Origin of the sequence: Aquincola agrisoli (genome assembly GCF_036621135.1) — a bacterium.
In the GTDB taxonomy this organism is placed as follows: domain Bacteria; phylum Pseudomonadota; class Gammaproteobacteria; order Burkholderiales; family Burkholderiaceae_C; genus Aquincola; species Aquincola agrisoli.
Window position 1 is genome coordinate 315508 of the sequence record NZ_JAZIBG010000020.1, and the last position, 23228, is coordinate 338735.

17 protein-coding genes are annotated in these 23228 nt (G+C 72.9%); 1 reads left to right on the top strand and 16 read right to left on the bottom strand.

Annotated elements, in window-relative coordinates:
* Positions 1–55: 55 nt before the first annotated feature.
* From V4F39_RS09390 to tssK, 8 genes are all read right to left on the bottom strand, one after another.
* The gene (locus V4F39_RS09390; protein ID WP_332289054.1) at positions 56–3019 is read right to left on the bottom strand and encodes a TonB-dependent receptor; all 2964 of its coding nucleotides are present in this window, start codon (positions 3017–3019) and stop codon (positions 56–58) included.
* Between the two features lie 38 nt (positions 3020–3057).
* Entirely contained in the window at positions 3058–4113 is a 1056-nt protein-coding gene (locus V4F39_RS09395) for a LacI family DNA-binding transcriptional regulator (RefSeq protein WP_332289055.1), read from the bottom strand.
* A 10-nt stretch (positions 4114–4123) separates the two neighbouring features.
* Complete coding sequence (locus V4F39_RS09400) at positions 4124–5470, bottom strand: GH1 family beta-glucosidase (protein ID WP_332289057.1); 1347 nt, start codon at positions 5468–5470, stop codon at positions 4124–4126.
* Between the two features lie 207 nt (positions 5471–5677).
* Complete coding sequence (locus V4F39_RS09405; protein WP_332289058.1) at positions 5678–7570, bottom strand: serine/threonine protein kinase; 1893 nt, start codon at positions 7568–7570, stop codon at positions 5678–5680.
* 27 nt (positions 7571–7597) lie between these two features.
* On the bottom strand, positions 7598–8314 hold the full coding sequence (gene tagF, locus V4F39_RS09410) for a type VI secretion system-associated protein TagF (RefSeq protein WP_332289059.1): 717 nt from the start codon (positions 8312–8314) through the stop codon (positions 7598–7600).
* A 127-nt stretch (positions 8315–8441) separates the two neighbouring features.
* Complete coding sequence (gene tssM, locus V4F39_RS09415; RefSeq protein WP_332289060.1) at positions 8442–11972, bottom strand: type VI secretion system membrane subunit TssM; 3531 nt, start codon at positions 11970–11972, stop codon at positions 8442–8444.
* 25 nt (positions 11973–11997) lie between these two features.
* Positions 11998–13365 (bottom strand): type VI secretion system protein TssL, long form, encoded by a 1368-nt coding sequence (gene tssL, locus V4F39_RS09420; RefSeq protein ID WP_332289061.1) that lies wholly within the window; start codon positions 13363–13365, stop codon positions 11998–12000.
* Positions 13366–13397: 32 nt separating this feature from the next.
* Entirely contained in the window at positions 13398–14735 is a 1338-nt protein-coding gene (gene tssK, locus V4F39_RS09425; protein WP_332289063.1) for a type VI secretion system baseplate subunit TssK, read from the bottom strand.
* Positions 14736–15025: 290 nt separating this feature from the next.
* Between tssK and V4F39_RS09430 the strand changes: the two genes are divergently transcribed.
* Complete coding sequence (locus V4F39_RS09430) at positions 15026–15577, top strand: OmpA family protein (RefSeq protein ID WP_332289064.1); 552 nt, start codon at positions 15026–15028, stop codon at positions 15575–15577.
* 24 nt (positions 15578–15601) lie between these two features.
* Here the strand turns inward: V4F39_RS09430 and V4F39_RS09435 are convergent, their stop codons facing one another.
* From V4F39_RS09435 to V4F39_RS09470, 8 genes are all read right to left on the bottom strand, one after another.
* A complete protein-coding gene (locus V4F39_RS09435; protein WP_332289065.1) occupies positions 15602–15988 on the bottom strand; it encodes a DUF4280 domain-containing protein in 387 nt (128 codons plus the stop codon).
* An 11-nt stretch (positions 15989–15999) separates the two neighbouring features.
* Positions 16000–16758 carry a PP2C family protein-serine/threonine phosphatase gene (locus V4F39_RS09440; RefSeq protein ID WP_332289066.1) on the bottom strand — a complete coding sequence of 253 codons (759 nt, stop codon included), beginning with the start codon at positions 16756–16758 and terminating at the stop codon, positions 16000–16002.
* Positions 16759–16784: 26 nt separating this feature from the next.
* Positions 16785–18524 carry a type VI secretion system-associated FHA domain protein TagH gene (gene tagH / locus V4F39_RS09445; protein WP_332289068.1) on the bottom strand — a complete coding sequence of 580 codons (1740 nt, stop codon included), beginning with the start codon at positions 18522–18524 and terminating at the stop codon, positions 16785–16787.
* Between the two features lie 65 nt (positions 18525–18589).
* On the bottom strand, positions 18590–19381 hold the full coding sequence (locus tag V4F39_RS09450) for a hypothetical protein (protein ID WP_332289069.1): 792 nt from the start codon (positions 19379–19381) through the stop codon (positions 18590–18592).
* A 5-nt stretch (positions 19382–19386) separates the two neighbouring features.
* A complete protein-coding gene (locus tag V4F39_RS09455; protein WP_332289070.1) occupies positions 19387–21057 on the bottom strand; it encodes a hypothetical protein in 1671 nt (556 codons plus the stop codon).
* A 5-nt stretch (positions 21058–21062) separates the two neighbouring features.
* A complete protein-coding gene (locus tag V4F39_RS09460; protein ID WP_332289072.1) occupies positions 21063–21494 on the bottom strand; it encodes a tetratricopeptide repeat protein in 432 nt (143 codons plus the stop codon).
* Entirely contained in the window at positions 21495–21932 is a 438-nt protein-coding gene (locus tag V4F39_RS09465) for a hypothetical protein (RefSeq protein ID WP_332289073.1), read from the bottom strand. It abuts the gene before it with no gap.
* 10 nt (positions 21933–21942) lie between these two features.
* Positions 21943–23211 (bottom strand): DUF6861 domain-containing protein, encoded by a 1269-nt coding sequence (locus V4F39_RS09470; RefSeq protein ID WP_332289074.1) that lies wholly within the window; start codon positions 23209–23211, stop codon positions 21943–21945.
* Between the last annotated feature and the right edge of the window lie 17 nt (positions 23212–23228).

The following is a 23228-nucleotide window of genomic DNA, read 5'->3' on the forward strand; positions in this document are numbered from 1 at the left end:
GCGATGAGGCGGCGCGGCCCCGTACGACGGTGCGCTGCGCCGGGTAGGTGGCGGATCAGAACCGGTAGGCCAGCGTCACCTTGACGGTGCGCATCGGGCCGCGCATGCCGTTGGGCTTGCCGACGTTGAGGTTGTCGCCGCCGTACCGGTTGGCCGGGTTGCCGGCGGCTGGTGCCCTGCCGATCCAGTCGTCGAAGCCGCCGTAGTTGGCGGTGTTGAACAGGTTCAGCACGTCGGCGCGCAGCACCGCGGTGTTGCTGCCCAGCTTGAAGTTCTTCAGCAGGCTCACGTCGACCTGCCGGAAGCTCGGCGAATCGGCTTCGCGGTACACGCATTTCGCGTCGACGCCCGTGCAGTCGGTGAGCTTGCGCGGCAGGCCGCTGGCCCAGCTGGCCTTGGCCGAGAACTGCAGGCCCCAGGGCAGCCCGTCCCAGACGCCGGCGGCGACGATGCGGTGCTTGTCGACGTCCGTCGACGGGTTCCAGCCGCGGCCGCTGCGGCCGTAGGTCCAGTCGTAGAGCAGGTTGCTGCTCCACTCCTTGTTGGTGGTCGAGGCGTCGGTGTAGGTGTAGGCGAGCGCGAAGCCCCAGCCGGCATCGCGGGTGTAGGGCCGCTCGGCTTTCAGGAAGAGGGAGTTGGTCTTGTTCTCGCCGACGAAATCGCCCAGCACGAGGTTGCCGTAGCCGGGGGCTCCGCCCCACAGCGGGTCGATGGTCGAAGCCGAGCCGTAGCCCCCGTTCGGGTCGCGGTTGCCTCTGAACCACATGAACTGGTTCTTCGCGCGCACGCTGCTGAGGATGGCTTCCGTGTTCCAGGCCCCCAGGGCCTGCCGCAGGCCGAGGCTCCACTGGTCCGCGTAGGGCATCCTGCCCTTGTTGCGGATCAGCCAGGTCTCGCCGTTGGCCACCGCGTTCTTCTGCTTCTCGTCGAGGGCGTTGTTGGCCATCGTGCGGTCGTAGCTGCGGCCCCAGCCGCCGAAGATGACCGTGGCCTTGTCGCCGAACACGTCGTACGAGGACCCCAGGCGCGGCGCGAAGGCGCCCTTGAACTTCCTGCGCGACTTGCCGTCCGCGATGTAGTCCGCGATGTGGATGCCGCCCTTGGCCAGGGATTCGGCATAGGTCTGGCCCGGTTCAGGGGTGATGTCGGAACGGGTCGTGTCGAGGCTGTAGAGCGCTGCCACGCGATCGGCCGGCGTGACGTACCGGTTGTTCAGCATGTTGGTCTCGTAGTCGTACCGCACGCCCAGGTTGAGCTCGAGCTTCTTCGTCACGGACCAGTCGTCCTGGAAGTACAGGCCGAACTGCTGGTTGTTGAACCTTGCCGAGGCACCCGCCAGCGCGCGGTCGATGTGGCACATCTTGCCCAGGGCGCTGGTGTCGTTGTCACCGGTGACCGCGCCGTTGCGATCCAGGCAGTTGCTGCCGTCGAAGTAGGGCTCGCCCGTGGTGCTGTCGATCAGCGTGCGCACGATGTCGACGCTGCGGGAGGTGCCCGAGAGGCTGTAGCGCATGTCTTTGAACCGCGCGCCCATCTTGAAGACGTGGCCGGCCACGCCGGTGTACGTGAGATCCTGGGCCAGCGTCAGGCCGGTCTGCTCCCGGTGCTGCGCGTCGGACGAGCCCCCGACGAACAGCACGTCCTGCGACGAGTCGAGGCTTTGCAGCGCCGACGTGGAGGCGGTGTACTTGATGAACGGCCGGTGGCTGGACGACCGCGGGTTGTAGACGGTGTTCTCGTAGCCGACGCGCGTTTCGCTGAGCCAGGCACCCAGGTTCCATTCGTGCACCAGGTCGACGCGGGTCTCGTCGTTGACACGGTCCTTGCTGTTGCCGGGCGCGCTCAGGTCGCGGTCCTCGGGCACGGTGTCGTTCTCGCGGCGGATCTTGGTGGACAGCGACAGCCTGCGGTTGTCGCTGAGCTGCGCATCCAGCTTGCCGAAGAAGAGGTGCTCGGTGAATCGGTCGACCGCCGAACCCTGCGCCTCCCGCAGGGAGGGCACGATCCCCGCGTCGGCCGGCAGCAGGTCGAGCCGCCGCGGGGTGACCTGGCGGGAGTCGTTGATGCGCTTGCCGTCGTAGGCGACGAAGTAGTGCAGCACGTCCTCCTTGATCGCGCCCCCGACGCTGGCGCCGAACTCGTTCTTGCTGGACGGCGGCAGCTTGACGCCCTGCGCCCGCCGCTCCTTCTCGAACGGGGACTTCGCGCGCCAGTTGGTGCCGGTGCGGTCGGCGTAGATCTCGCCGTGCGTCTCGTTGCCGCCCGACTTCGTGATCGCCGTGATCGCGGCGCCGCTGACCTGGTCGAACTCGGCCTTGTAGTTCTGCGTCAGCACCTTGTATTCGGCGATGGCCGACTGCGGGAACGGGTTGCCGCGGCTCGAGTCCTGCCCGCTGATGCCGCCGCGCAGGATGTTGTTCTTCTGGCTCACGCCATCGATGAACACGTTGACGTTGTCGATGTTCTGCGCGCCGGACTGGATGCGCGTGTTGCCCGACGCTTCCTCGACGAACCTCACCCCCGGCGCCATGTCCGCCGCCGCCAGGAAGTTGCGCGTGCTCTGCGGCGTGGCCTCGATCAGCTTGCGCGAGATCGTCGTGCCGACCTGTGACTCCTTCACGCCTTGCCGCTGGGCGGAACCGACGATGGTCACACGCTCCGCGCCGCCAGTGCCGGCCGCCGCGGCCAGTGCGAGGTCCAGCGATGCGGTCTCGCCCACCTGCAGCTCGACCTGCCCGCCCTCCGTGCCCTCCGCGCCCACGCGCACGAGGTAGCGGCCCGGGGCCAGCCCGGCCAGCACGTAGCTGCCGTCCGTGCGTGTCTCGGTGCGGTAGGTGTTGCCGTTGTCGCGGTTGACGGCCGTCACCGGCACGCCGGCCCGGGCGGCCGTGCCGGTGGCGCCGACCTGGCCTTTCAGCGTGGATGTCGATACCTGCGCATGCGCGGCCAGGTTGCCCAGCGCCAGCAGCGCCGCGGTGGCGACGGCGGTCAGCGTGGCGGGGTACGGTCTTCTTTTCATCTCTGTCTCCTCGGGTCTCCAGGGCGGGCGGTGGCGGTTCAGCCGGCGGGCAGGGCAGTGGAACGGCGATGCAGCAGTTCCACCGGCAGCACGGACGGCGTGAAGGCGCCGGGGGGCGAAGCGGCCTCTTGCTGCGGGCCGTTTTCGATGCGTTGCACGAGCGCGTGCGTGGCCGCGGTGCCCAACTCGACGATGGGCACGCGGATCGTGGTGAGCGCGGGGCTGAGGTAGCGCGCAATCGGCACGTCGTCGAAGCCTCCGAGGGCGATGTCTTCCGGCACGCGCAGGCCCGCGGCCGTGAGCGCGGCCAGCACGCCGACGGCCGTCATGTCGTTGGCCGCGAACACGGCCTGTGGACGCGGCAGCTTCGGCCGGGCCGCCCGCAGGCGCTCGGCGATGCGCCGGCCTGCGGCCTGGCCGGCGGCTTCGGTGAAGTCGCCCTCGAGTTCCCAAGGCTTGGGCGCGCCGGCGGCGGCCAGCGCCTCCAGGCAGCCGCGGCGGCGCTCGGTGGCCTCATGGTTGTGCCTGGGGCCACCGACGAACACGAGGTGCTGGCGGCCGGTGGCCAGCAGGTGCTCGACCATCGCTCGGGCGCCGCCCAGGTTGTCGACCACGAAGCTGGGCAGCCGCCGCGATGCGTCGGGTGTGTTGACGAGCACGGTGGGCAGCCCGCAGGCCATGCTGCCGAGTGCGTCGACCACCGACCCGCCTTCGCTGACCTGCGGCGACATCACCAGCACGCCGTCGACCCGTCCGCGCATGGCGCCGAAGGCAGCCGCCGCCTGCTGGGCGTGGCCGTGCGCGCTCGACACCAGCAGGTGCAGGCCGTGCGATCGCGCGGCCTGGTCCATGCCCCGGATCAGTTCGGAGAAGTACTCCCCGTGCAGGTCCGGCAGCAGCGCACCGATCGTGTCGGTGCGCCGCGTGATCAAGCTGCGCGCGGCAGCCGATGGTGCGAAGCCGAGTTGGCGGGCCGCTTCCTCGACGTGCCGCCGGGTGGCGGGCAGCACGTTGCTGAAGCCGTTGAGGACACGCGACACGGTGGCGACCGACACACCGGCCACACGTGCCACGTCCTTGATCGTGGCGGGCATGGAGCGGCCTTCAGTCGGCCGCGCCGTGCCTGCGAATGATCTCGCGGTAGGCTTGCGCGCTCGCCTTCGGCGTGCGCTGCTGGCTCTCGAAGTCGACGTGCACCAGGCCGAAGCGCTTGCTGAAGCCGTGTGCCCATTCGAGGTTGTCGAGCAGCGACCATGCGTAGTAGCCGCGCACGTCGGCGCCCTGTGCGATGGCCTCGTGCACCGCCGCCACGTGGCTGTGCAGGTACTGCACGCGCAGCGGGTCGTCGATGCGGCCCGCAGTGGCCCGCGGCGGGTCGTAAAAGGCGGCGCCGTTCTCGGTGACGTAGAGCGGCAGCTGGCCGTAGCGCTGGTGCATCCACACCAGGGTATCGGTCAGGCCGGCGGGGTACAGCTCCCAGCCGGTCTCGGTACAGGTGGCGCCGGCTTGCCGCACCGGCGCCGCGGGCACCGGCCAGTGCGCTGGATCGTGCCGGACCACGCTGCGGGTGTAGTAGTTGAGCCCGAGGAAATCGATCGGCACCTTCAGCGCCTCGACCTCGGCATCCGGCCAGGCGGGCCACGCATCACCGAACACCTCGCGCAGTTCGTCGGGGTAGCGGCCCAGCAGGGCGGGGTCGAGGTACTGCCGGTTCATGTAGGCGTCGGCCAGCGTCTGCGCGTGGCGGTCGGCCTCGGTCGCGCCGGGCGCCACGTGCTTGGGCTCGATGTTGACCACCAGGCCGATCTGGTGCCTGCCTTCTGCGCGGTAGGCCTGCACGCCCGTGGCATGGGCCTGCATCAGGCGGTGGGCGGCGATGGCGGCCTCGTTCGCGCTGCGATGGCCCGGGGCCAGCACCCCGTGCATGTAGCCGCCGTCGGCCACCACCCAGGGCTCGTTCAGCGTGACCCAGTACTTCACGCGGTCGTCGAGCGCGCGGAACACGGTCTGCGCGTACTCGCCGAACCAGCCGGCGATGTCGGGATTGAGCCAGCCGCCGCGGTCGTCGAGCGCAGCCGGCAGATCCCAGTGGTAGAGCGTGGCCATCGGTGCGATGCCGTGGCGCAGCAACTCGTCGACCAGCCGCTCGTAGAAGCCGAGGCCGGCCGGGTTCACGCGGCCGCGGCCTTCGGGCAGCACGCGGCCCCAGGCGAGGCTGAAGCGGTAGGAGGTGAGGCCCAGGTCGCGCATCAGCGCCACGTCTTCGCGCCAGCGGCGGAAGTGGTCGCAGGCGATGTCACCGGTGTCGCCGTTGGCGATGCGCCCGGGTGTTTGCGCGAACCGCTGCCAGATGCTGGGACCGGCGCCGTCGGCCAGCGGCGAGCCTTCGATCTGGTACGCCGAGGTGGCGCAGCCCCACAGGAAGCCGGGCGGGAAAGGGGTGGTGCTCATGGATGCAGGTCGCTGGCCGCCGAACTGCACACGGCTTAAATGATGGGGATGTAAACGTTTACATGATATTAGTTTTTGGAAACGGGATTCGTCAACAGTGAAAACCTTAGATCTGCCGTTTCTATGTGATCGATACGGTTGCTGCGCACGATGCGATGCCGGCGCCTCCCCTGGGCGCCAACGTAGCAGCGGTGTGGCCGCCGCGAATCAGTGGACGATGTCGACCGAGAAGCGCGCGGCGCCGTAGGCGCCGCAGTCGTCGCCCTGGCAGCCGGCCGCCGTGCCGGCGAAGGTGGAGCCCGGGCCGGTGTGCCGGGCAGCCACGGCCGCGGCGCGGTCGCCGGTGGGCAGGAAGAGGAAGGTGTCCTGCCGGGTGCCGCCGAGCTGGTCGAAGCTGCGGGGCGAGGCCGACACGATCACCACGAAGTCCTCCCGGCCCGTGGGTTCGGAGGTGTCCAGCGGCGATTGCGGCGGCGGCAGCGTGAGCTTCTGGCCCGCCTTGATCCGCAGGGTGCGCGCATTGCTGTTGGGCAGCAGCAGCACCAGCGAGCCATCCGGCCCGGCGACCAGCACGTAGACATAGCCGTCTCGCGCCGAGGTGACGTCGAACTTCAGCCGGTCGCGGCCGATGCGCAGCTGCGGCCGGTAGTCCGACACCTCGACGCCGAAGCCTGGGCTCTGGCCTTCGAGGATCCGGTTGAACTCGCTGTCGAGCGTGAACGGCGCCGGCGCGGGGGCCGCAGGGGGCGGTGGCACCGGCTCGGGCTCGGCGGCCGGCGCGGGCGCCGGCGGGACCACGGCCGCCACCGGCGCCGGCGGCGGGGGAGCGCCCGGCGTCAGCGCGAGGAAGGCGCCGATGCCACCCAGCACCAGCGCACCCGCACCCAACCCGATCCACAGGCCGGACCGGCCCTTGCCCGACGACGCCGCGACCGGCGGGGCAGGCTGGGAGCGTGGCGGCCGGCCCACAGGCGCGGCAGGCGGGGCGAGGGCGTCGCCATGCAGCACCGTCTGCACGTCCGGCACCGTGCCGGGCGCCAGGCCCAGGTCCGCGCGGAAGGCGTCGATCGACGGCGTGCGCTCCTCCGGCTTCACGCGCAGCGCCTTGTCCACCGCGGCGAGGAAGCCGGCGCTGTAGAGCCCGCGTGCCGACTCGGCCAGCGCCACGTAGCTGTCGCCCATCATCCGGCCCACCGACACCGGCGGCGTGCGGCCCTGGATGGCGAAATACACCACCGCGGCCAGCGCGTAGACGTCGGTCCACGGGCCCTGCTTCATGCTGGGCACCTCGGCGTACTGCTCCAGCGGCGCGTAGCCGGGCTTCAGGATGACCGTCAGCGCCTGCGTCATGTCGCCGATCACGCGGCGCGCAGCGCCAAAGTCGAGCAGCAGCGGCTTGCCGCTGCCGGCCAGCAGGATGATGTTGTCGGGCGCGATGTCGCGGTGGTAGCAGTGCTCGGCGTGGATCACCGCCAGCGCCTCGGTCAGCGGCGCCAGCAGCCCGCGCAGCCAGGCCTCGTCCGGGGCCGAGCCCATCTCGCGCAGCTTGTCCTTCAGCGTCATGCCCTCGTAGAAGGGCATCACCATGTACGCGGTGCCGTTGGCTTCCCAGAAGCGGTAGACCTTCACCAGCGACGGGTGGTCGAACTGGGCCAGCAGCCGGGCCTCGTTGACGAAGCTCTTCAGCCCGGCCTCGAAGGTCTCGCGGTGGCGCTCGCTCTTCACCGACACCTGCGTGCCGCCCTTGCGCGCGGCCAGCGCCGAGGGCATGTATTCCTTCAGCGCGACGCGGCGGTGCAGCGAGTGGTCCTGCGCCAGGTAGACGATGCCGAAGCCGCCTTCGCCGAGCACGCGCGTCAGTTCGAACTCGCCCAGCCGCGTACCCACCGGCAGCGCGTTGCCGTCGTCGTCGGACGCGGACGGGCCCCTCGCGGCGGGCGGGGCCGGGCCGTCCGTGCGCGGCGCGATGACGGTGCGATCGTCGTCCTGCGGCACGGGGAGGGCGCCGTCGTCCGGGCCGGCCGGGGGCGGCGTGGCGGGCGCGTTGGCGCCCCCGGGCGGGCGGATCAGGGTGCGATCGTCGTCGTCGGAAGAACTCATCGTGGTGCGCTGCGGCGGGGCGTCAACTCAGGGCCCCGCCGGGCGATTGTCGTTCACGGGTGGTGCCTCGCCGGCCGCCGCTCCGAAGAGCCGCCGGGGCAGGGCCTGCAGATCGAGCCCGGCCGACTGCAGCAGCTGCGGCGCGGCAAGGTCGGCATCCGCATACCAGTAGGCGGTGCCCTGCGCCTGCCTGGGCCAGCTGGCGGCGGCCAGCGCTGCCAGCGCCGATGCCGCATGGCGGTGCCCCGCCAGCGGCAGTGCCTGCACACCGGCCGGAGGCGCCGCAGGGGGCGGTACGGCCACCGTGTAGAGCGGCAGGCCGATGCGCCCGAGCTCGGCTTCCAGCGTGTCGAGCGACCAGTCCTCATGCAGCGCATCGGCGGCGGCTTCGTCGAGGCGCAGCAGCCAGCGCCACAGCGCCTCGGCCCCTTCGCCGTCGGCCGGCAGGCCTGGCAGCGGCTGGGCGATCGTCAGCGGGTAGTAGCGGCCCACGCGGTCGACCGAGGGCATCAGCACGCCGGCCCACAGATGGTCGTCGACCACGCCCGGCATCAGCAGGAAGCGCCAGCTCGGGCTCGCGAGGTAGCCGTCGAGCCAGCCCGGCGCCTGCTGCAGCGAGGCCAGGCCTTCTGACAGCCAGGCGTCCCAGCGCTGGATGAAGCCAGCATCCAGCCGCCGGCTCGCGAAGTCGCCCAGCGTCGGCAGCTTGCCGTGCCAGCCTGCCGCCGTCACCCGCGGCCCCACCGGCGTTGCGCTGCGTCACTCCCCCCAGCCTGCCGACTGGACCCCGCAAACGCCGGGGATCCGGCTTGGCCGGTCCCAGGGCGTTGCCCCCTCGAGGGGGCGGCCGAAGGCCGTAGGGGGTGGGCCATCAGAGCGCGCCCGGGCAGCGGAACTGCTGGATCTCCCGCATGCGGAACGGGTTCAGCACGCTGTTGGCCGTCACGTCGAAGCGCACGCGCTGGCCTTCGAGCTGCATCACCACGCTGAACTTCTCCGGCTGCGGGCCGGGCTGCACCTCGAAGCGGTCGAACATGCGGAAGAGGGCCCACGGGCCTTCGAACGTGAGCGGCGCGCTGCCCGGCGTGCCGCTCAGCCTGACGGTCGAGGCCACGCGCTGGCTCGGCCAGCTCACGGTCGCGGCCGCGCCGCTGCCGGGCGCGAACTTGACGACCTGCCCGTCGATGTCGAGCGCCACCTCCTGCAGCGTGCCCATCTCGGCCGCGCGCAGGTCGAGCCTGAAGCCGGGCGTGCGGCCGCCGCCGCGGAAGAAGGCTTCCTTGATCTTCGCCGCGCGCTGGAACTCGGCCAGCGCCGCGGGCGCGGCCGGCCGGCTGCCGTCGGCCAGCGGCTTGTAGGTCCAGGTGGCGCCGCTGGTGTCGACCAGCGTGGCCAGCCGCTGCTGGTAGAAGTTGTCGAGCATGCCGCCCGGCCCGAAGAGCTGGCCGAAGTCTTCCGGCAGCACGTCGGCCCGCGAGCTGGGCGCGAACGGGTAGCGGTTGGCGACGGCCCGGCTGCAGAAGTCGAAGATCGGTTTCAGCTCGCCGGTCATCACGTCGCGCTCGGCCACCCGCCCCTGGCGCGCGCTCACGTCGGCCAGCGCCTCCAGCATCGAGCGCACCGGCTCGGGTTGCTGCGCGGCCACCAGCTTGGCGGCCCCGCCGCCGCCGGGCGGGGGCGGCGACTTGCTTTTCTGCGCGGCGTCCACCGCCTGCAGCTGCGCGAACACCTCGCCGAACGCCTTGGTGGTGTCGTCGATCGGCGCCGGCTGGCCCTGCACCTGCCGGCGGATCGCGGCGAAGTGGTCGTCGACCATCTTCTCGACCGGCCCGGCGGCGGCCGCCACGGCCGGGCCGCCACCGGCCAGCTTGGCCAGGTCGGCCTTGGCCTGGTTGGCGGCCTGCGCCGCCTTGTCGAGCGCGGTGGGCGCAGCGGCCGGCGGCACCAGCGTGGTCTCCGCCGCCACCGCGGTCATGTAGAGCTTCAGCGGCGAATCGACGCCCGACAGCAGCCGGGCCACCTCCATGCTGCGGTCGAGGCTGGTGAGCTTGACCAGCCGCACGTCGGCGAGGAAGGCATCCCAGGTCTTGATGTAGTCCTGCAGGTACAGGCGCCGCACGCGGTCGGCCAGCTCGTTGCCCAGCAGCGCGCCGGCCGCCTGCTGCGCGCCGCCGCGGCGGCCGAACACCCACTGCTCCTCGGCCGCCAGCTGCGCGGCCGACAGGGCCACGCTGCCCTGGAAGGCCTTGACGTAGCCCTCCCGCGTGTAGAAGCCCGGCACGCCGCGCGACAGCGGCTCGCCGCTCGCGCGCTCGAACACCTTGTCGGCCTGCGGGCCGGCCTTGGCGGCCACCGAGAACTCCGGCAGGTCGCCGCGGAAGCGGCGCTTCAGCCGGCTGTAGATGCGGTACTCGATCGGGAACGAGGCCAGCATGTCGCGCACGCTGGTCACCAGCGCGGTGTCGATCGGCCTCGCGCTCTGCGGCGCGCCCTGGGCCAGCAGCGCGTCCAGGTGCGCGTCGAGCGCGGCGCGCTGCTCGGGGGGCAGGTTGCGGAACTGGGCGTCCCAGTCGATGCCGATCCAGGCCTTCAGCGTCTCGGCGTCGAACTCGTCGGGCGTGTAGAGCATCAGGTAGGCCTTCAGCGCTTCGTAGGCCTGCTCCAGGTTGTCGCGGTTGGCGGCGCGCAGGCGCTCTTCCAGGCGCTGCGCGACGCGCGGCAGCAGCGCGTGCTCGAGCAGGCGGCGGTAGCCCAGGCGCGCGCCGGCGTCGAGCTTCTCGCCCTGGTAGAGGCCCAGCGTGTCGAGCAGCGGCGGGTCGTCGGGCGCGAAGCGTTCGCTGTGCGCGGCGTTGCGCACGGCGGTGAGCGTGGGCGCCAGCGGCGCGGGGTCGGCGCTGGTGGCGGGCGGCAGCGCGTCCACCGCCTGCTGGATCGCGGGCAGCTTGGCGGCCACTTCCTGGTCGTAGGCCTGGTTGCGCACGTAGCTCACGGCCCAGCCCACCAGCAGGGCCGTGGCGGCGAGGGCGATCGACGCGAAGCCCGCCATCCGCAGCGCGAAGCGGCGCCGTTCGGCCTGCGGGTTGGCGGAGACGAGGTGCGCCTCGGCGAACACCACGTCCTGCAGCAGCCGGCGCAGGAAGAAGCTCTTGCCGCGGCCGCCGGCCGTGGCCGCGGCGGCCCGGCGGTCGAGCCCGAACGAGCGCGACAGCGTGCCCATCACGCGGTCGATCGGGGTGCCTTCCTGCGTGCCGCTGGTGAAGTACACGCCGCGCAGGTTCACGCGGTCCTGCAGCGCAGGGGCGGGCCCGAACACCTGCTGCAGGAAGCCGGCGAGCACCGGCTTCAGGCTCGCGAACTCCTGCGGGAAGGCGAACATCGCGGCGCGCTTGCTCACGTCGCGCTCGGCCTGCAGGCGGTCGACGAGGCCGGCCGCGAGGCGCGCTTCCAGCGCCATGAACTGGGCGTCGAACTCGGCCAGCGGGTTCTCGGGCAGTTCGGCCTGCGCGGGGAAGGTGAAGCCCCAGACCTGATCGCGCTCCTCCTTGCCGAGCGCGTCGAAGCTCTCCATGAAGCCGGCGATCAGGTCGGCCTTGGTCACCATCACATAGACGGGCGGGCGCACGCCGAGCTTGCCTTGCAGCTCGTGCAGGCGCGCGCGCAGCTTGGCGGCGTGCTCCTGGCGCTCGGTGGCGCCCTGCTGCAGCAGGTCCTGCACGTTCACCGTCAGCAGCACGCCGTTGATCGGGCGACGCGGGCGCGATTGGCGCAGCAGGTTCAGGAAGTTGTCCCACGCGCTGGCGTCCACCTGTTGGTCGGATTCCTGCAGCGCGTAGCGGCCGGCGGTGTCGATCAGCACCGCATCGCTGGTGAACCACCAGTCGCAGTGCCGCGTGCCGCCCACGCCCTTGACGGCCGCGCCGCCCTTGTCGTCGGCACCGACGAAGTCGAGCCCCGCGTGCAGCAGCGCCGTGGTCTTGCCCGAGCCGGGCGCGCCGACGAACACGTACCACGGCATCTCGTAGAGCGCGTCGGAGCCGCTGAGCCAGCGCTTGCCGCCGGGGCCGGCCTTGAGCTTGGCCACCGCGTCGCGGAAGCGCTGGTCGAGCGCCTGCGCTTCCTGGTCGGCCGCGCTGGGCCCGGGCGCGATGCCCTTCAGCAGCTCGGCATTGGTGCGCTTGCGCCGCCAGCCTGCATAGACAAGATGGCCGATCCACGCCAGCCACATCAGGCCGATGACCACGGCCCGCGCCGTCACGCCGCCCAGCGGCCGAGAGACGTCGCCCGCCGCATCGGCGCCGAAGGCCAGCAGCGGCCCCAGCCACCAGACGATGGCGCTCAGCGCCAGCACCGCCAGGCTGCCCAGCACGGCCTTGCCGAGCAACACGTTCAACACTCGTTTCATGGACTGCTTGCTCCGGGGCGGCGGCTCAGTTCTTCGGGCTGGCGGGGGTGGGCGCGGCGCCCGACAGGCCCGGGCCGTCGGCCGGCGGCGGCGCGGCCAGCGTGATCTCGACGCGCCGGTTCTTCGCGCGGCCGGCCGGCGTGGCGTTGCTGTCGACCGCCTCGCTGTCGGCGCGGCCCTCGGCCTTCAGCCGCTGTGCGGGCAGCGTGGCGCCCAGCAGCGCCTTCACGCTGTCGGCGCGTTCCTGCGACAGGTGCCAGTTCGACGGGTAGCGCACCGAGCGGATCGGCTGGTTGTCGGTGTGGCCGGTGACGAGCACCGGGCCGGGCAGCTGCTTCAGCGCCTCGGCGATGCGGCCGATCAGCGGCTTCACGCGGTCGGCCACGTCGGCGCTGCCGGGCTCGAAGAAGCCGTCGCCGCGGATCACGATCACCGAACGGTCGGCGAAGTCACGCACCTCCACCAGGCCGGCCTGGATGTCGGGCGCCAGCAGCCCGGCCAGCCGCGGCTTCTCGGCCGGCAGCGGCGGCGGCGCGGGCGGCGGGGCCTTCACGTCGAGCGCCTGCAGCGCGCTGAAGGTGGGGTCGGTGCGCGCGTTGATCGCGAGCCGCAGCGCGACGAACACGATCGCCAGCAGCAGCGCCGTGGCCGCGGCCACCACCCACACCGGGATGCCGTCGCGCAGCCGCGCATCGGCGCGGCGCACGCCGGCCCAGGCGGGCGAGAGCTCCTTGTCGACGGCCGGCGTGTGCTGCTTCAGCATCTGCGCCAGCCGCTCGCGCACGGTCTCGAGCTGCGCGCGGCCGTTGTCGATGACGCGGTAGCGGCCCTCGAAGCCCAGCGCCAGCGCCATGTACATCAGCTCCAGCAGGTTGCGGTTGGCCGGCACGTTCTCGGCCAGCTTGCCCATCAGCTGGAAGACCTTCTCGCCGCCCGACACCTCGTTGTGGAACAGCACCAGCAGGCTCTGCGAGCCCCACGCGCCCGAGCCGCCCCAGGGCGTGCTGGAGGCGCATTCGTCGATGAAGGTGCACAGCACGTAGCGGCCAGCGATCACCTGCTCGTTCGGCAGGCCCTGCGCGCGCGTGGTCGATTCGAACTGCTTGACGCCTTCGGCCAGCGCGGCGCGCAAGGCGGCCGGGTTCGGGTGCTGCGGCATCGTGCGCAGCCGGGCGGCCGTGCCCAGCAGCGGCGAGGCGGCCTGCAGCAGGGGGTTGAAGCCGGCGACGCCGGGCAGCTCGGGCAGCGGCGCGGCGTCGAGCGCCGGCATGCCGACGGCGGGCGCCGGGATCGGCTGCGCGGGCGCGGCACCGGGGCGTGCACCCCGGCCCGCGCTGGGTTTGATCACCGTCCGGTCGGACTCGAACGCTGAGAAGGGATCGTCATTGCTCATGATGGGGACTGCCTGCTCTCAACGTTGGCGCATCACGGCCGGATGGCCCAGAACTGGAGCTCAATGCCGGGGAAGTCGCCCGAGAGGTGCATCGCGAGGCCGGCGGAACGTTCCAGTTCGCGCCACAGCTCGCTGCCGCGGGTCTCCAGCTCGAAATAGCTGAAGCCGCCGTGGTACGGGATCTGCCGCGGCGCCACCGGCATCGGCTTCACCGCGACGCCCGGCAGCGCCAGGTTCACCAGGTCGCGGATCTTCTCGGCCGGGCCGATCTTGACCTGCGACGGGAAGCGCGCGCGCAGCGCCTCGCTGGGCATCTGCGCGTTCACCGCCAGCACGAACTGCGCGCGGCGCTGCAGGTCGACGTCCGGGATGATGGCCACGCGCACGCCGTGCTGGCGCTGCTGCAGCTCGATCGGGATCGCGGTCTGCTCCAGCACCATCGACAGCGACTGCCGAAGGTCGCCCATCACCGCGCGGAAGCAGGTGGCGAGGTCGTCGTGGCGGTAGGGCGGGTAGTCGACCGGGCGCTTGCGTTCGCGGAAGGTCGACAGCTCACCGGCCAGCTGCAACAGCGTGGCATAAAGCCGCTCGGGCGCCAGCACCGGCAGCTGCGGCAGGTGCGCCAGCAGCGGCTCGGTGCGGTTGAGCGTCTGCAGGAACACGAAGTCGGCGATCTCGCCCACCCCCGCCCGGCCCGGCTGCGCCAGCCGCCCGGCCAGCGCCTCGCCGCGCTGCCGGACCATGCCCAGCACCTCGCGCAGGAAGCCTTCCAGCAGCAGGTTGCCCGCGACGTGCAGCGTGGGCGGGATGTACTGCGCATCGAGCACCAGCCGGCCGTCGGCACGCTTCTCGACGATGCGCGCCACGCCCAGCTGCGCGAAGCCTTCGTTGGCATCGCGGGCCAGCATCAGCCGCAGGTTGAGCCGGCCGATCTGCACCGGCACCTGGCGCAGGCTCACCGCATGGCTGTCGGCCACCTCGACATCGCTGGCCAGGAAGCGCGGCGGCATGGTGGGCGCGCTGTCCTCCACGTCGCTCTCGGCGACCCCGGGACGGGCCAGCGCCGCGACCAGCAGCACGGGCTCGTCGCGCACGTCGGCCGGGATGTCCAGCGCCGGCGGCGCGGCGTCGTGCGAGGGCACCGCGAACGGCGTGCCGTCGGGCAGCACGCCCGTGGCGGCCGTCAGCGCCAGCTGGCCCTGCAGCAGGGCGGCCTCGTCGATGGCCAAGCCCGTGAAGCCCCAGTAGTGCGGCGTTACCGCGTTGACACGTGCATCCACCAGGCGCGAGACGAAGCGGTCCTGCTGCTGGAAATGCTGCGGCTGGAGGAACATGCCCTCCGTCCACATCACTTTGTTCTGCCAGGTCATGAAGTGTTGTGTTGTGTGGCTTGGCGGGCTGCGGCCCGGGAGGGCGGGCGGCAGGCGGGGCGGCCAGCACCCCACATGCGTGCCTGCCCCGCAAAACGAGGTGGCAACGATACACGCCGGCGCTTGCATCGTCACGCGCCGCGGAGTAGTGAAAAGGACCGCTATCGGACGGGGGTGTGGGATGTTCCGCACAGTTCGGGCACTATGATTTGCATTCCGTCACGAGTGCAGCGAGGCGCGGCCGCCAGGCCGGGGCGCAGCACGCCAGTCGTCAGTTGGGGATACGAACCATGAAGCGCTCACCCACCGTCTTGCAGCTCGGCCGCGCCGTGGCCGCAGCGGCAGGCCTGGCGACCCTGCTCCACGCCCATGCCGCCGATGCGCTCGACGTCGGCGACCAGGTGCCCGAGGCGTCCGCGGTCAAGGAAGGCCTGTTTCCGGAAGACGCCTGCAAGGAGCTGGAAGCCGCCGGCTTCAAGTGCATGGGCTTCAAGCCCGCGGTGCGCTACTCGCTGCCCGCGGCGTCGTTCAAGGTCGGTTCGGCCGACCTGCCCGAGGTGCTGCGCCGCCAGCTCGACGTGTTCGCCGAGGTGCTGCGTGGCCGCAGGGACACCGGGCGCGCCGTGCGCATCGAAGGCCATGCGGACGCTTCCGGCACGCCCGAGGCCAACCAGGCGCTCTCGCAACGCCGCGCCGATGCGGTCAAGCGCTACCTGGTCGACAAGGGGGCGGACGGCGGGATGCTGGAAGCCGTCGGGCTGGGCGCCACGTCGCCGAAGGTGGGCAACGATCCGTTTGCCGCGGCCAACCGGCGCGTCGAGATCGGCCGCGCGAAGCCCTGAGGGCACGCCGGCACGCGGCCCGGTTCAGGGAATCTGGTGCGTGGCCTGGCCGGCCTGCACGAACTCGATCACGCCGCCGTAGACGCACATCAGCTTGCAGGTGTCGTCCAGCGCCGGCGCGTTGCACAGCATCACCGTCGGCGCGCCGGGCACCCACGGCGCCGGCGTCGCGGGCACGCAGGGCATCGGGGTCAGCACGCCCATCGCCGCGGCGGTGGCCGCGGCCACCGTCGGGTTGGCCGGCGACTGGCACATCCCGAACGGCATCACGTTCATCATCGGCACGTGGTCGAGGATGTTGGCGGCGACCATGTTGCTGGTCATGACCGTCTTCGGCGTCGGCATGAAGCTGCTCGGCGCCATGCCGAAGCTGCACTTCAGCAGGCCGCCCATGCAGGTCTGGTTGGGCATCGCTCGAACTCCTAGGCCGGCACCGGCGCCGTCCACACGGTCAGGGCGGTGAAGTTGTCGTGGCTCGTCTTCTGCCGCGTGGCGGCGGTGATCTCGCGCTCGAGCGCCGCCAGCCAGGCCGAGGGGGAGGGCGAGTCCGCCAGCGTCGACTCCAGCACGGCGTCGGGCACGTGCTCCCACAGGCCGTCGGTGCAGAGCAGGAACACGTCGCCGGCCTCGACGACACGCGGCTCGCCGCTGTCGCTGACCTCCAGCACGTCGGAGGCCGTGCCCAGCGCCGAGCGCAGCTCGCTGCGCTGCGGATGGTGGCGGGCCTGGTCGGGCGGCAGCAGGCCGGCATCGACCAGCGACTGCACGAGGCTGTGGTCGCGCGTGCGGGTGTGCAGCCGGCCCTGGCGGAACCAGTACAGGCGGGAGTCGCCCGCATGCGCCCAGTGCACGCGGTGGCCGACGAAGTCGATCACCAGGCCCACGACCGTGCTGAACATGTTGGCGCGTTCGGTGTCGGGCACCCGGGCGTCGATCACCGCGCGGTTGGTATCGAAGACGAGGTCGGTCAGCTGGCGGCTGCCGGTCGTGGGGTGCGCCGCGAAGCCCTGCAGCATGCGCTCGACGACCAGCCGCGCGGCGATGCCGCCGCCGCCGTGGCCGCCGGCACCGTCGGCGAGCACGCAGCAGAGTTCATCGACCGAGTGCCAGTGGCCGCAGGCATCCTCGTTGGCCTTGCGGCCGCCCATCTCGGACAGCATGGCGACTTCGAGCGCGAGCATCGGGGGTCTTTCGTCGGGCCGCCGGATCAGCGGCCCTGGTCCTGCTGGAGCTGGTCGATGTGGGCCTCGTAGGCCTTGCGGAAGGCCTTGCCGAAGAGCTCCTGGAAATCGTCGGCCGCCTCGGCGGACAGCTGCGTGTAGAGCTGCTGGAACTGCTCCCACAGCTGGGCCTTGCGGCCGGAGGGCAGCAGCCCGGCGAGGCCGCTGCGCTTGCTGATCTTGCCTTCGAGCACCGCCGGGTCGAAGCGCTGCAGCACGCCTTCGAGCGCCGAGCGCATGCCGGCCATCACCCCGAGCTGGTGGGCCCGCAGGTCGTCGAAGGCGTCTCGCATGGCGTCGGTCGGGCCCATGAAGCCTGGTGTCGGCGCGCCCAGCAGATGCTTGAGCGCGACGTCGACGTTGGGCGAGAACTTCAGCGGGTTGTTCTCGCGCGAGGCCATCAGCGTCACGTCGGCGCGCATCTCGCGCTTGATCGCCGCGCGTGCCACCAGCAGCTCGACCGCGCCGCGCGTGGCCTCGCGCAGCAGCGCGCCGGTGCGGCGCATCTGTTCGGCGTCCATCGAGCGCAGCTCGGAGGCCGGCAGGCCCAGGCCCTCGGCCAGCGCGGCCACGAGGTCGTCGCCGGCGGCCGCTGCACGCGCAGGGGCTGCCGCAGGGCGCGGAGCCGACGGCGGCAGGATCAGGGTCTGCGGATCGTCGGCGGCTGCGGGCGGCAGCACCGCCGGGGGCGCGCCAGGCGCCTCGGACGGCATGCGGCGCACGCCGGGCAGCGTCACGACCTTGCTCTCCCGCGTCGGGTGGTCCCAGGACAGGATGGCGCCGGGCGGCAGGCCCGGGGCGGCAGCCGGGGGCGCGGGCGCCGGGGCTTCGGCCGGCGGGGCGAGGGCCGCCTCGGCGCGGGGCGGCTGCAGCGAGGGTGCCTGCCACGGGGTGTGGAGGTCCGGCACGTGGTCCGGCAGGGCTGCCGCGGGTGGCGGCGGCGCCATGCCCAGGGCGCGCAGCGGGTCCGCGTCGGCCGCGGTGTTGGGTCCGGTGACCGGCGGGGCGAGCGGCGTGCCCGCGAAGGGGTCCGGCGTGCCGGCCCCGGCCCCGCCCCCGAGGCCGAACAGCGCATCGAGCGAATCGCCGCCCGAGGGGCCGGCGAGCGGCAGGTCGGGGATGTAGGGGCTGCTGGCGGGTGGTGCGGTGACGTAGCCCAGGTCGAGCGACTGGGGGCCGGTGGGGCTGCTGATCGGCGCGGCGAAGGGATCCCAGTCGTCGGGGATCGGGCCGGCGGCCGCGGGTGCCGGCGACGGGGGCAGGCGCGAGGCACCGGCGGCACCGGCCGGCGGCGCCGCGCCGGGCGACGGCCCAAAGGTCTGCGTGAACAGCGGTGGCGGCGGCGGCGGCGCGGCCGCGGGTTGGGCGCCGCCGGCATCGCCGAAGAGGTCGGCGAAGAGGTCCTTCGCGGTGGTCTGCTGGCCGACGGTCACGCCGATCAGGTAGCCGCCGATCTGCAGCGTGTCGCCGTGCTTCAGCGGCGCCTCGCGGCCGTTGCCCAGCGGCTGGCCGTTGACGATCACGGCGTTGCTGCCGCGGTCGACGAGCGCGTAGCTCCCGTGCCGGAAGACGACCTGGGCGTGCACGCGCGAGATGGAGCGCTCGGGGTCCGGCAGCACCAGCTGGTTGGTGTCCGCGCGGCCGATCGTGCCGCCCAGCTCGTCGAAGCTGGCCGCGAGCGATGCCGTGGCCTGGCCATTGAAGCTCTGGACGGTGAGGACGATCATGGGCGACAGCAGGGGTCCGATGAGGGGGATCGCGCAAGCATAGCGGCAGGCATGCGGCCGCGCTGCTAGCGCATCACGTGGCAGTGGCCTTCGACGACGCCGACGCGCACCGGCCAGGCATGGCTGCTGCCGTCGGGCCCCGTTTCGGTGCGCAGGATGGGCCGGCCCGCCGCGTCGACGCACTCCAGCAGCCGCCCGCCCGCGCAGGGGCGCAGCTGCACGTCGGGCAGGGCCGGCAACACCATGCGCAAGGCCTTGGTGGCATGCAGCATCTGGATGCGCGCACGCCAGCGCGCCGCCAGTTCGGCCGCGGGCTTCTGGTAGGCGATCGCCAGCTCCTCGAAGCGCAGCCGCGCGGCCTGCACGAAGGCATCGGCGTCGCCCCGGGCCAGCGCCACCGCCAGCCCTTGCACGAAGCCGGCGACCAGCGGCTGCACCGCGGCCGGATCGCCCGCCGGCGGCAGGTCGAGCCAGCGCCAGCGCGGGAAGCTGATGGGCAGCTCGGTGCTGCGCTGGGCCGTCAGCGGCGGCGTGTACAGCTCGCCCTCCGGCAGCGCCAGTTCCAGCTCGGCCAGCGTGCGCGCGCTGAGCTCGCTGCCGACCTGGCCGATGCGTGGCAGCAGCAGCCTGGCACGGGCGGCCAGCGGCTGGGCGGCCAGCCGCGGCGCGGCCGGCGCACCGGCAGGCACCGGCTCGATCGACAGCGTGAGCAGGTTGGTGCCGGCCAGCAAATATTCATGGACCGGCACGTTCATGGTGCCGCCGCCCGCGGGGGTGCGTGCCACCGGGATGTCGTTGATGCGCGCCTCGGCGGCGCAGCCGGCCGAATGCAGGCGAAGGAGCAGCAGTCGTTCCATGGCCGTCAGCCGAGGCTCCAGTCGAGCAGGGGCAGCGCGGGCAGCAGCGCGAGGTGGCGGCGCACCTGGCCGAGCAGCGGGTCGGCCAGCATCACCGGCGCCACCACCGGCTCCACCGAGGCCCGCACGAACCACTGCCAGCCGCTGCCGCCCGACAGCCGCGGCCGCAGCCCCGCCTCGCCGACGATGGCGCCGCTGCAGGGGCCGGCCTCGGCCCAAACCAGGCCGTCGTCGTGGGCGATCGGATCGACGGCCATGGAGAAGGGCAGGCGGAAGGCCGCCCTGCAGGGCAGCACCGCGTCCAGCAGCCCCGGCTTCGCCTGCTCGCGCAGCACGCTGCGCTGCAGGCGCACGTCGCCCTCGGCCGAGAGCTGCACGCGCGCGCGGCTGCCGCCGAGATCGAATTCGCCGTCGAGCGACACGGCCAGCCCGCAGCCGAGGTCGAGCTCGCCGGCCACACGCATCAGCGCCTCGCCGGCCAGGCCGCCGGCGCCTTCGCGCCAGCCCCAGGCGAGCGCCGCGCGGCCGGTGAGCAGCGCAGGCCTGGCCTGCATGCCGGCGTTCTGCGCCCGTTGCGACCACTGCTCGAAGAGCCCGCCGAACCCCTGGCGCAGGGCCTGCGCCAGGCCCTGGTCGAAGCCCTCGATCCAGCCCCTGGCATCGAGCGCGAAGCCGTCGCGCTCGATGCGGCAGCGCGTGGCGGGTGTCGCGCCCGCCGCGGGCGCCGCTGCTGTGGACCAGGTCCATTCGGGCCCGGCCTCGCGCTGCAGCGCGAAGAGCCACTGGTCGGCCGGGTAGGTCCACACCTGCGTGCGCAGCGGGCCCAGCGGCAGGCCTTCGTCGCGCAGCGCACAGGTGGGCGTCTCGAGCAGGGCGACACCCGGCGGGATCTCTTCGGCCAGGGCCAGCCCGAGCCCGGTCGCAGGCGGCTGCGGCGCCATCGCCGCGACGGGCCAGCTCACGGCGCGGGCCTCGTGGCCGTGCCAGCGCGCCAGGCCCTCGGCGCCCAGCCAGCGCACGGCGGGATGGCGCTCGCCGCAGCCGCCGTGCAGCGCCTGGCGGACCTGCAGCCGGGCCTGCGGGCCACGGCCGGGCGCGTGGGTGAGCACGCTGAGCACCGCGGGCGCGGGGTGGGCGCCGTCGATGCGCAGCGCCGCGGGCGGCGGCGGGCCCGGCACCCGCTGCCACTGGCCCTCGACCGCCCGGTACTCGTGCCGCCAGTCGGCCTCGAGCACCCGCAGGTCGATCGCCTCGATGTCGCAGGCCTGGCGCGGCAGCGGCTCGGCGTCGGGGTCGGCGGCGCGCCGGGCGGCGTCTGCACGGTCGGCCAGCGCGGCATCGGCGCGCTGCAGCGCCGCGGCGTCGCCGCCCTGGCGCTGCAGTTCCGGCACGGCGCGGTACTTCAGCTGGTGCAGCTTGACGGCGGGCGCGAGCCGTTCGTCGGCGAGCAGCGCCAGCGCCCATTCGTGCTGCGGGCGGGTCTCGAAGGCCGGCCCGAAGGCGAAGCACAGGTTGAGGTAGCGCGCTGCCTCGAGCGGCGCCACCAGGCCGTGGCGCGCGGCCTGCTGCACGGCGGTGTCGAGGAAGGCCGCGCGCCGCTCGCCCAGGCGCCCGGCCACGGCCGGCCAGTTGGCCTCGACGAGGGCGGCGAAGTCGTCGGTGTCGGCGGCCTGCATCGGCATCAACCCGCCAGCCCGGCGCGGCGCAGCAGGTCGAGGTAGCGCGCGCCGTCGGGTTCGGCCTGGAAGATGTCCTCGCCGTCGAGCATGTAGGCCTTCAGCAGGTGCTCGCGGCCTTCGTCGTCGCGGCCGAGCCGGGTGCTGCTCTGGCCCAGCCGGTAGTGCACGAAGGGGTTGTCGGCCGCACCCGGTCCGTTGAGCGCGTCGAACAAGGCCGCCCGCGCCGCGCCGAAATTGCCCAACTGGTAGTACGCATCGCCGATCGAGGTCTGCAGCCAGGTCCAGGCCTCCCAGTCGGCCGCCGGCGGCGGCAGCAGCGCGAGCGCCGCGTTCCAGCGGTCGATCGCGGCGGCATAGCGGCCATCGTCGAAGCGCTGGCTGCCTTCCTCCGACAGGCGCTCGACCTGCGCGTGGATCGCCTCGGGCAGCTCCATTCAGCCCCCCGATGCGCGCTTGAGATAGAAGGCGAGGTACTTCGGGTCCTCGCCCTCGAAGGGGCGCTTCTTGAAGCGCTGGTACTGCGCGTGGAAGCCGCGGTAGGCGGCGTCGAGGTCGCCCGCCTCGTGGTCGACCGTTGCCGCCATGAACTCGACATGGCCGGTGCCGTCGGCCGGGCCGTAGGCCTCGCGCATGCGCTCCAGCCACGGGCGGGCCTTGGCGGGCTGGTGCGTGTCGCGGAAGAACTTGACGAGGCCGCCGGTCATCGACTGCGCGCGGTCGTACGCGAGCTTCGGCTCGGGCAGCAGTGCCCAGGCGGCCAGGTAGTCGGCCTCGGCGGCGGCGATGTCGCCGGCCTTCCATGCGGTGCGTGCACGCAGCGTGTGGGCCTGGAAGGCCTCGGCGATCTCGGGGGGGAGGGGTTTGGCAGCCATCGAGGGCCCTTCAAGGAACGGGCGGCAGGTAGGTGTGGGTCTGGCCCAGTACCGCGCCGGCGGAACGGTTGATGCTGAAGTGGTCCAAAGTGTAGTTGTCGGGGTTCAGCATGAACTCGCGCACCTGCGGCGACCTGGCGCCAAACTGGCGACCCGTGTCGTTCCACCAGGTGACCGCGTCGCGCCCCGGCGCGTGCGACATGTCGGCCTTGGACAGCGGGTACCAGTTGCCGTTGCTGGCCAGGAACTCGGTGTCGCCGAAGTCGTCCTCGCGCAGCGTGCCCTCGGTGCGCATGCGCTCCTGCACCTCGCGGCCGGTGCGCGAGCCCCTGCCCGGCGTGCGGCCCATGTACTGCTCGCGCAGCTTCTTCGGCTTGGCCGCGGGGGCCGCTGCCGGCGGCGGCGGGGCGGCGGGCGGCGGGGGCGCCGGCTCGCGCAGCTGCGACGGCGTGACCGACTCGCCGCTGCGCGCCGACGTGCCCCCCACCGCGCGGTGCTCGCGCAGCCGGGGGTTGCGCATCAGCGCCTCGGCGTTGGCCGCGACCCAGTCGGCGAAGCCCGCGCCGAGGCGGCTCTGCCGCAGCGCGGCGACCAGCTCGCCCGCCGACGACGAGGCACGCCCGGTGGCCGACACCGCCTGGGCCATCGTCAGCCGCGCGACGATGGCCATCAGGATCAGCAGGATGAGCCGTGCCGCCGCGTCGGCGAAGAGCCGGCCCGCCGCTTCCACCTGGGGCGTGCGCCGCGGCGTGCCGTGCGCGTCCCAGGCCATGCCCACGGCCTGCAGCACCATGCCGCTCACTTCGCCCAGCCCGCGGCCGATCGCCGCCGCCAGGAAGCCGAGCCCGAGCCAGGCCAGCAGCGCCATGCCCACGTCGGTGCCCACCGCGGCGCCGGCCGCCGCGCCGGGCACGGCCCCCACGCCGCCGGCCAGCGCGCCGATGGCGGCGCCCACCACGCCGCCGAGCGCGGCCGTCGCGCCGACCACGCCCATCATCATCAGCAGGCCCGGCAGCAGACCTTCCAGCAGGGCCTTGAGCTGGCAGCCGGTCTCGCGCGCGATGGCCTCGGGCGCCTCGCGCAGGCCGATCAGGTAGGCCTCCTGCACGCAGCGCGCGCGGCGCCACAGCGTGAGCGGGTCGTGGTCGCTCGCCAGGCCGTCCTGCGCGCCGGCGACGCTGCCGGGCCGGCAGCCGGGCGCCCGCTGCAGCGTGCCGTCGTCGGGCTGCAGCGTCTGCTGCTCGCTGCAGGTGGGGCCTGCGAGCCGGTACTGCGCCACCCGTCAGCCCTCGCCGC

Bases quoted from the DNA above. Each gene is read 5' to 3' on its own strand.
- V4F39_RS09390 (WP_332289054.1), bottom strand. From the start codon at position 3,019: ATGAAAAGAAGACCGTACCCCGCCACGCTGACCGCCGTCGCCACCGCG.
- V4F39_RS09395 (WP_332289055.1), bottom strand. From the start codon at position 4,113: ATGCCCGCCACGATCAAGGACGTGGCACGTGTGGCCGGTGTGTCGGTC.
- V4F39_RS09400 (WP_332289057.1), bottom strand. From the start codon at position 5,470: ATGAGCACCACCCCTTTCCCGCCCGGCTTCCTGTGGGGCTGCGCCACC.
- V4F39_RS09405 (WP_332289058.1), bottom strand. From the start codon at position 7,570: ATGAGTTCTTCCGACGACGACGATCGCACCCTGATCCGCCCGCCCGGG.
- tssM (WP_332289060.1), bottom strand. From the start codon at position 11,972: ATGAAACGAGTGTTGAACGTGTTGCTCGGCAAGGCCGTGCTGGGCAGC.
- tssL (WP_332289061.1), bottom strand. From the start codon at position 13,365: ATGAGCAATGACGATCCCTTCTCAGCGTTCGAGTCCGACCGGACGGTG.
- tssK (WP_332289063.1), bottom strand. From the start codon at position 14,735: ATGACCTGGCAGAACAAAGTGATGTGGACGGAGGGCATGTTCCTCCAG.
- V4F39_RS09430 (WP_332289064.1), top strand. From the start codon at position 15,026: ATGAAGCGCTCACCCACCGTCTTGCAGCTCGGCCGCGCCGTGGCCGCA.
- V4F39_RS09435 (WP_332289065.1), bottom strand. From the start codon at position 15,988: ATGCCCAACCAGACCTGCATGGGCGGCCTGCTGAAGTGCAGCTTCGGC.
- V4F39_RS09440 (WP_332289066.1), bottom strand. From the start codon at position 16,758: ATGCTCGCGCTCGAAGTCGCCATGCTGTCCGAGATGGGCGGCCGCAAG.
- tagH (WP_332289068.1), bottom strand. From the start codon at position 18,524: ATGATCGTCCTCACCGTCCAGAGCTTCAATGGCCAGGCCACGGCATCG.
- V4F39_RS09450 (WP_332289069.1), bottom strand. From the start codon at position 19,381: ATGGAACGACTGCTGCTCCTTCGCCTGCATTCGGCCGGCTGCGCCGCC.
- V4F39_RS09455 (WP_332289070.1), bottom strand. From the start codon at position 21,057: ATGCAGGCCGCCGACACCGACGACTTCGCCGCCCTCGTCGAGGCCAAC.
- V4F39_RS09460 (WP_332289072.1), bottom strand. From the start codon at position 21,494: ATGGAGCTGCCCGAGGCGATCCACGCGCAGGTCGAGCGCCTGTCGGAG.
- V4F39_RS09465 (WP_332289073.1), bottom strand. From the start codon at position 21,932: ATGGCTGCCAAACCCCTCCCCCCCGAGATCGCCGAGGCCTTCCAGGCC.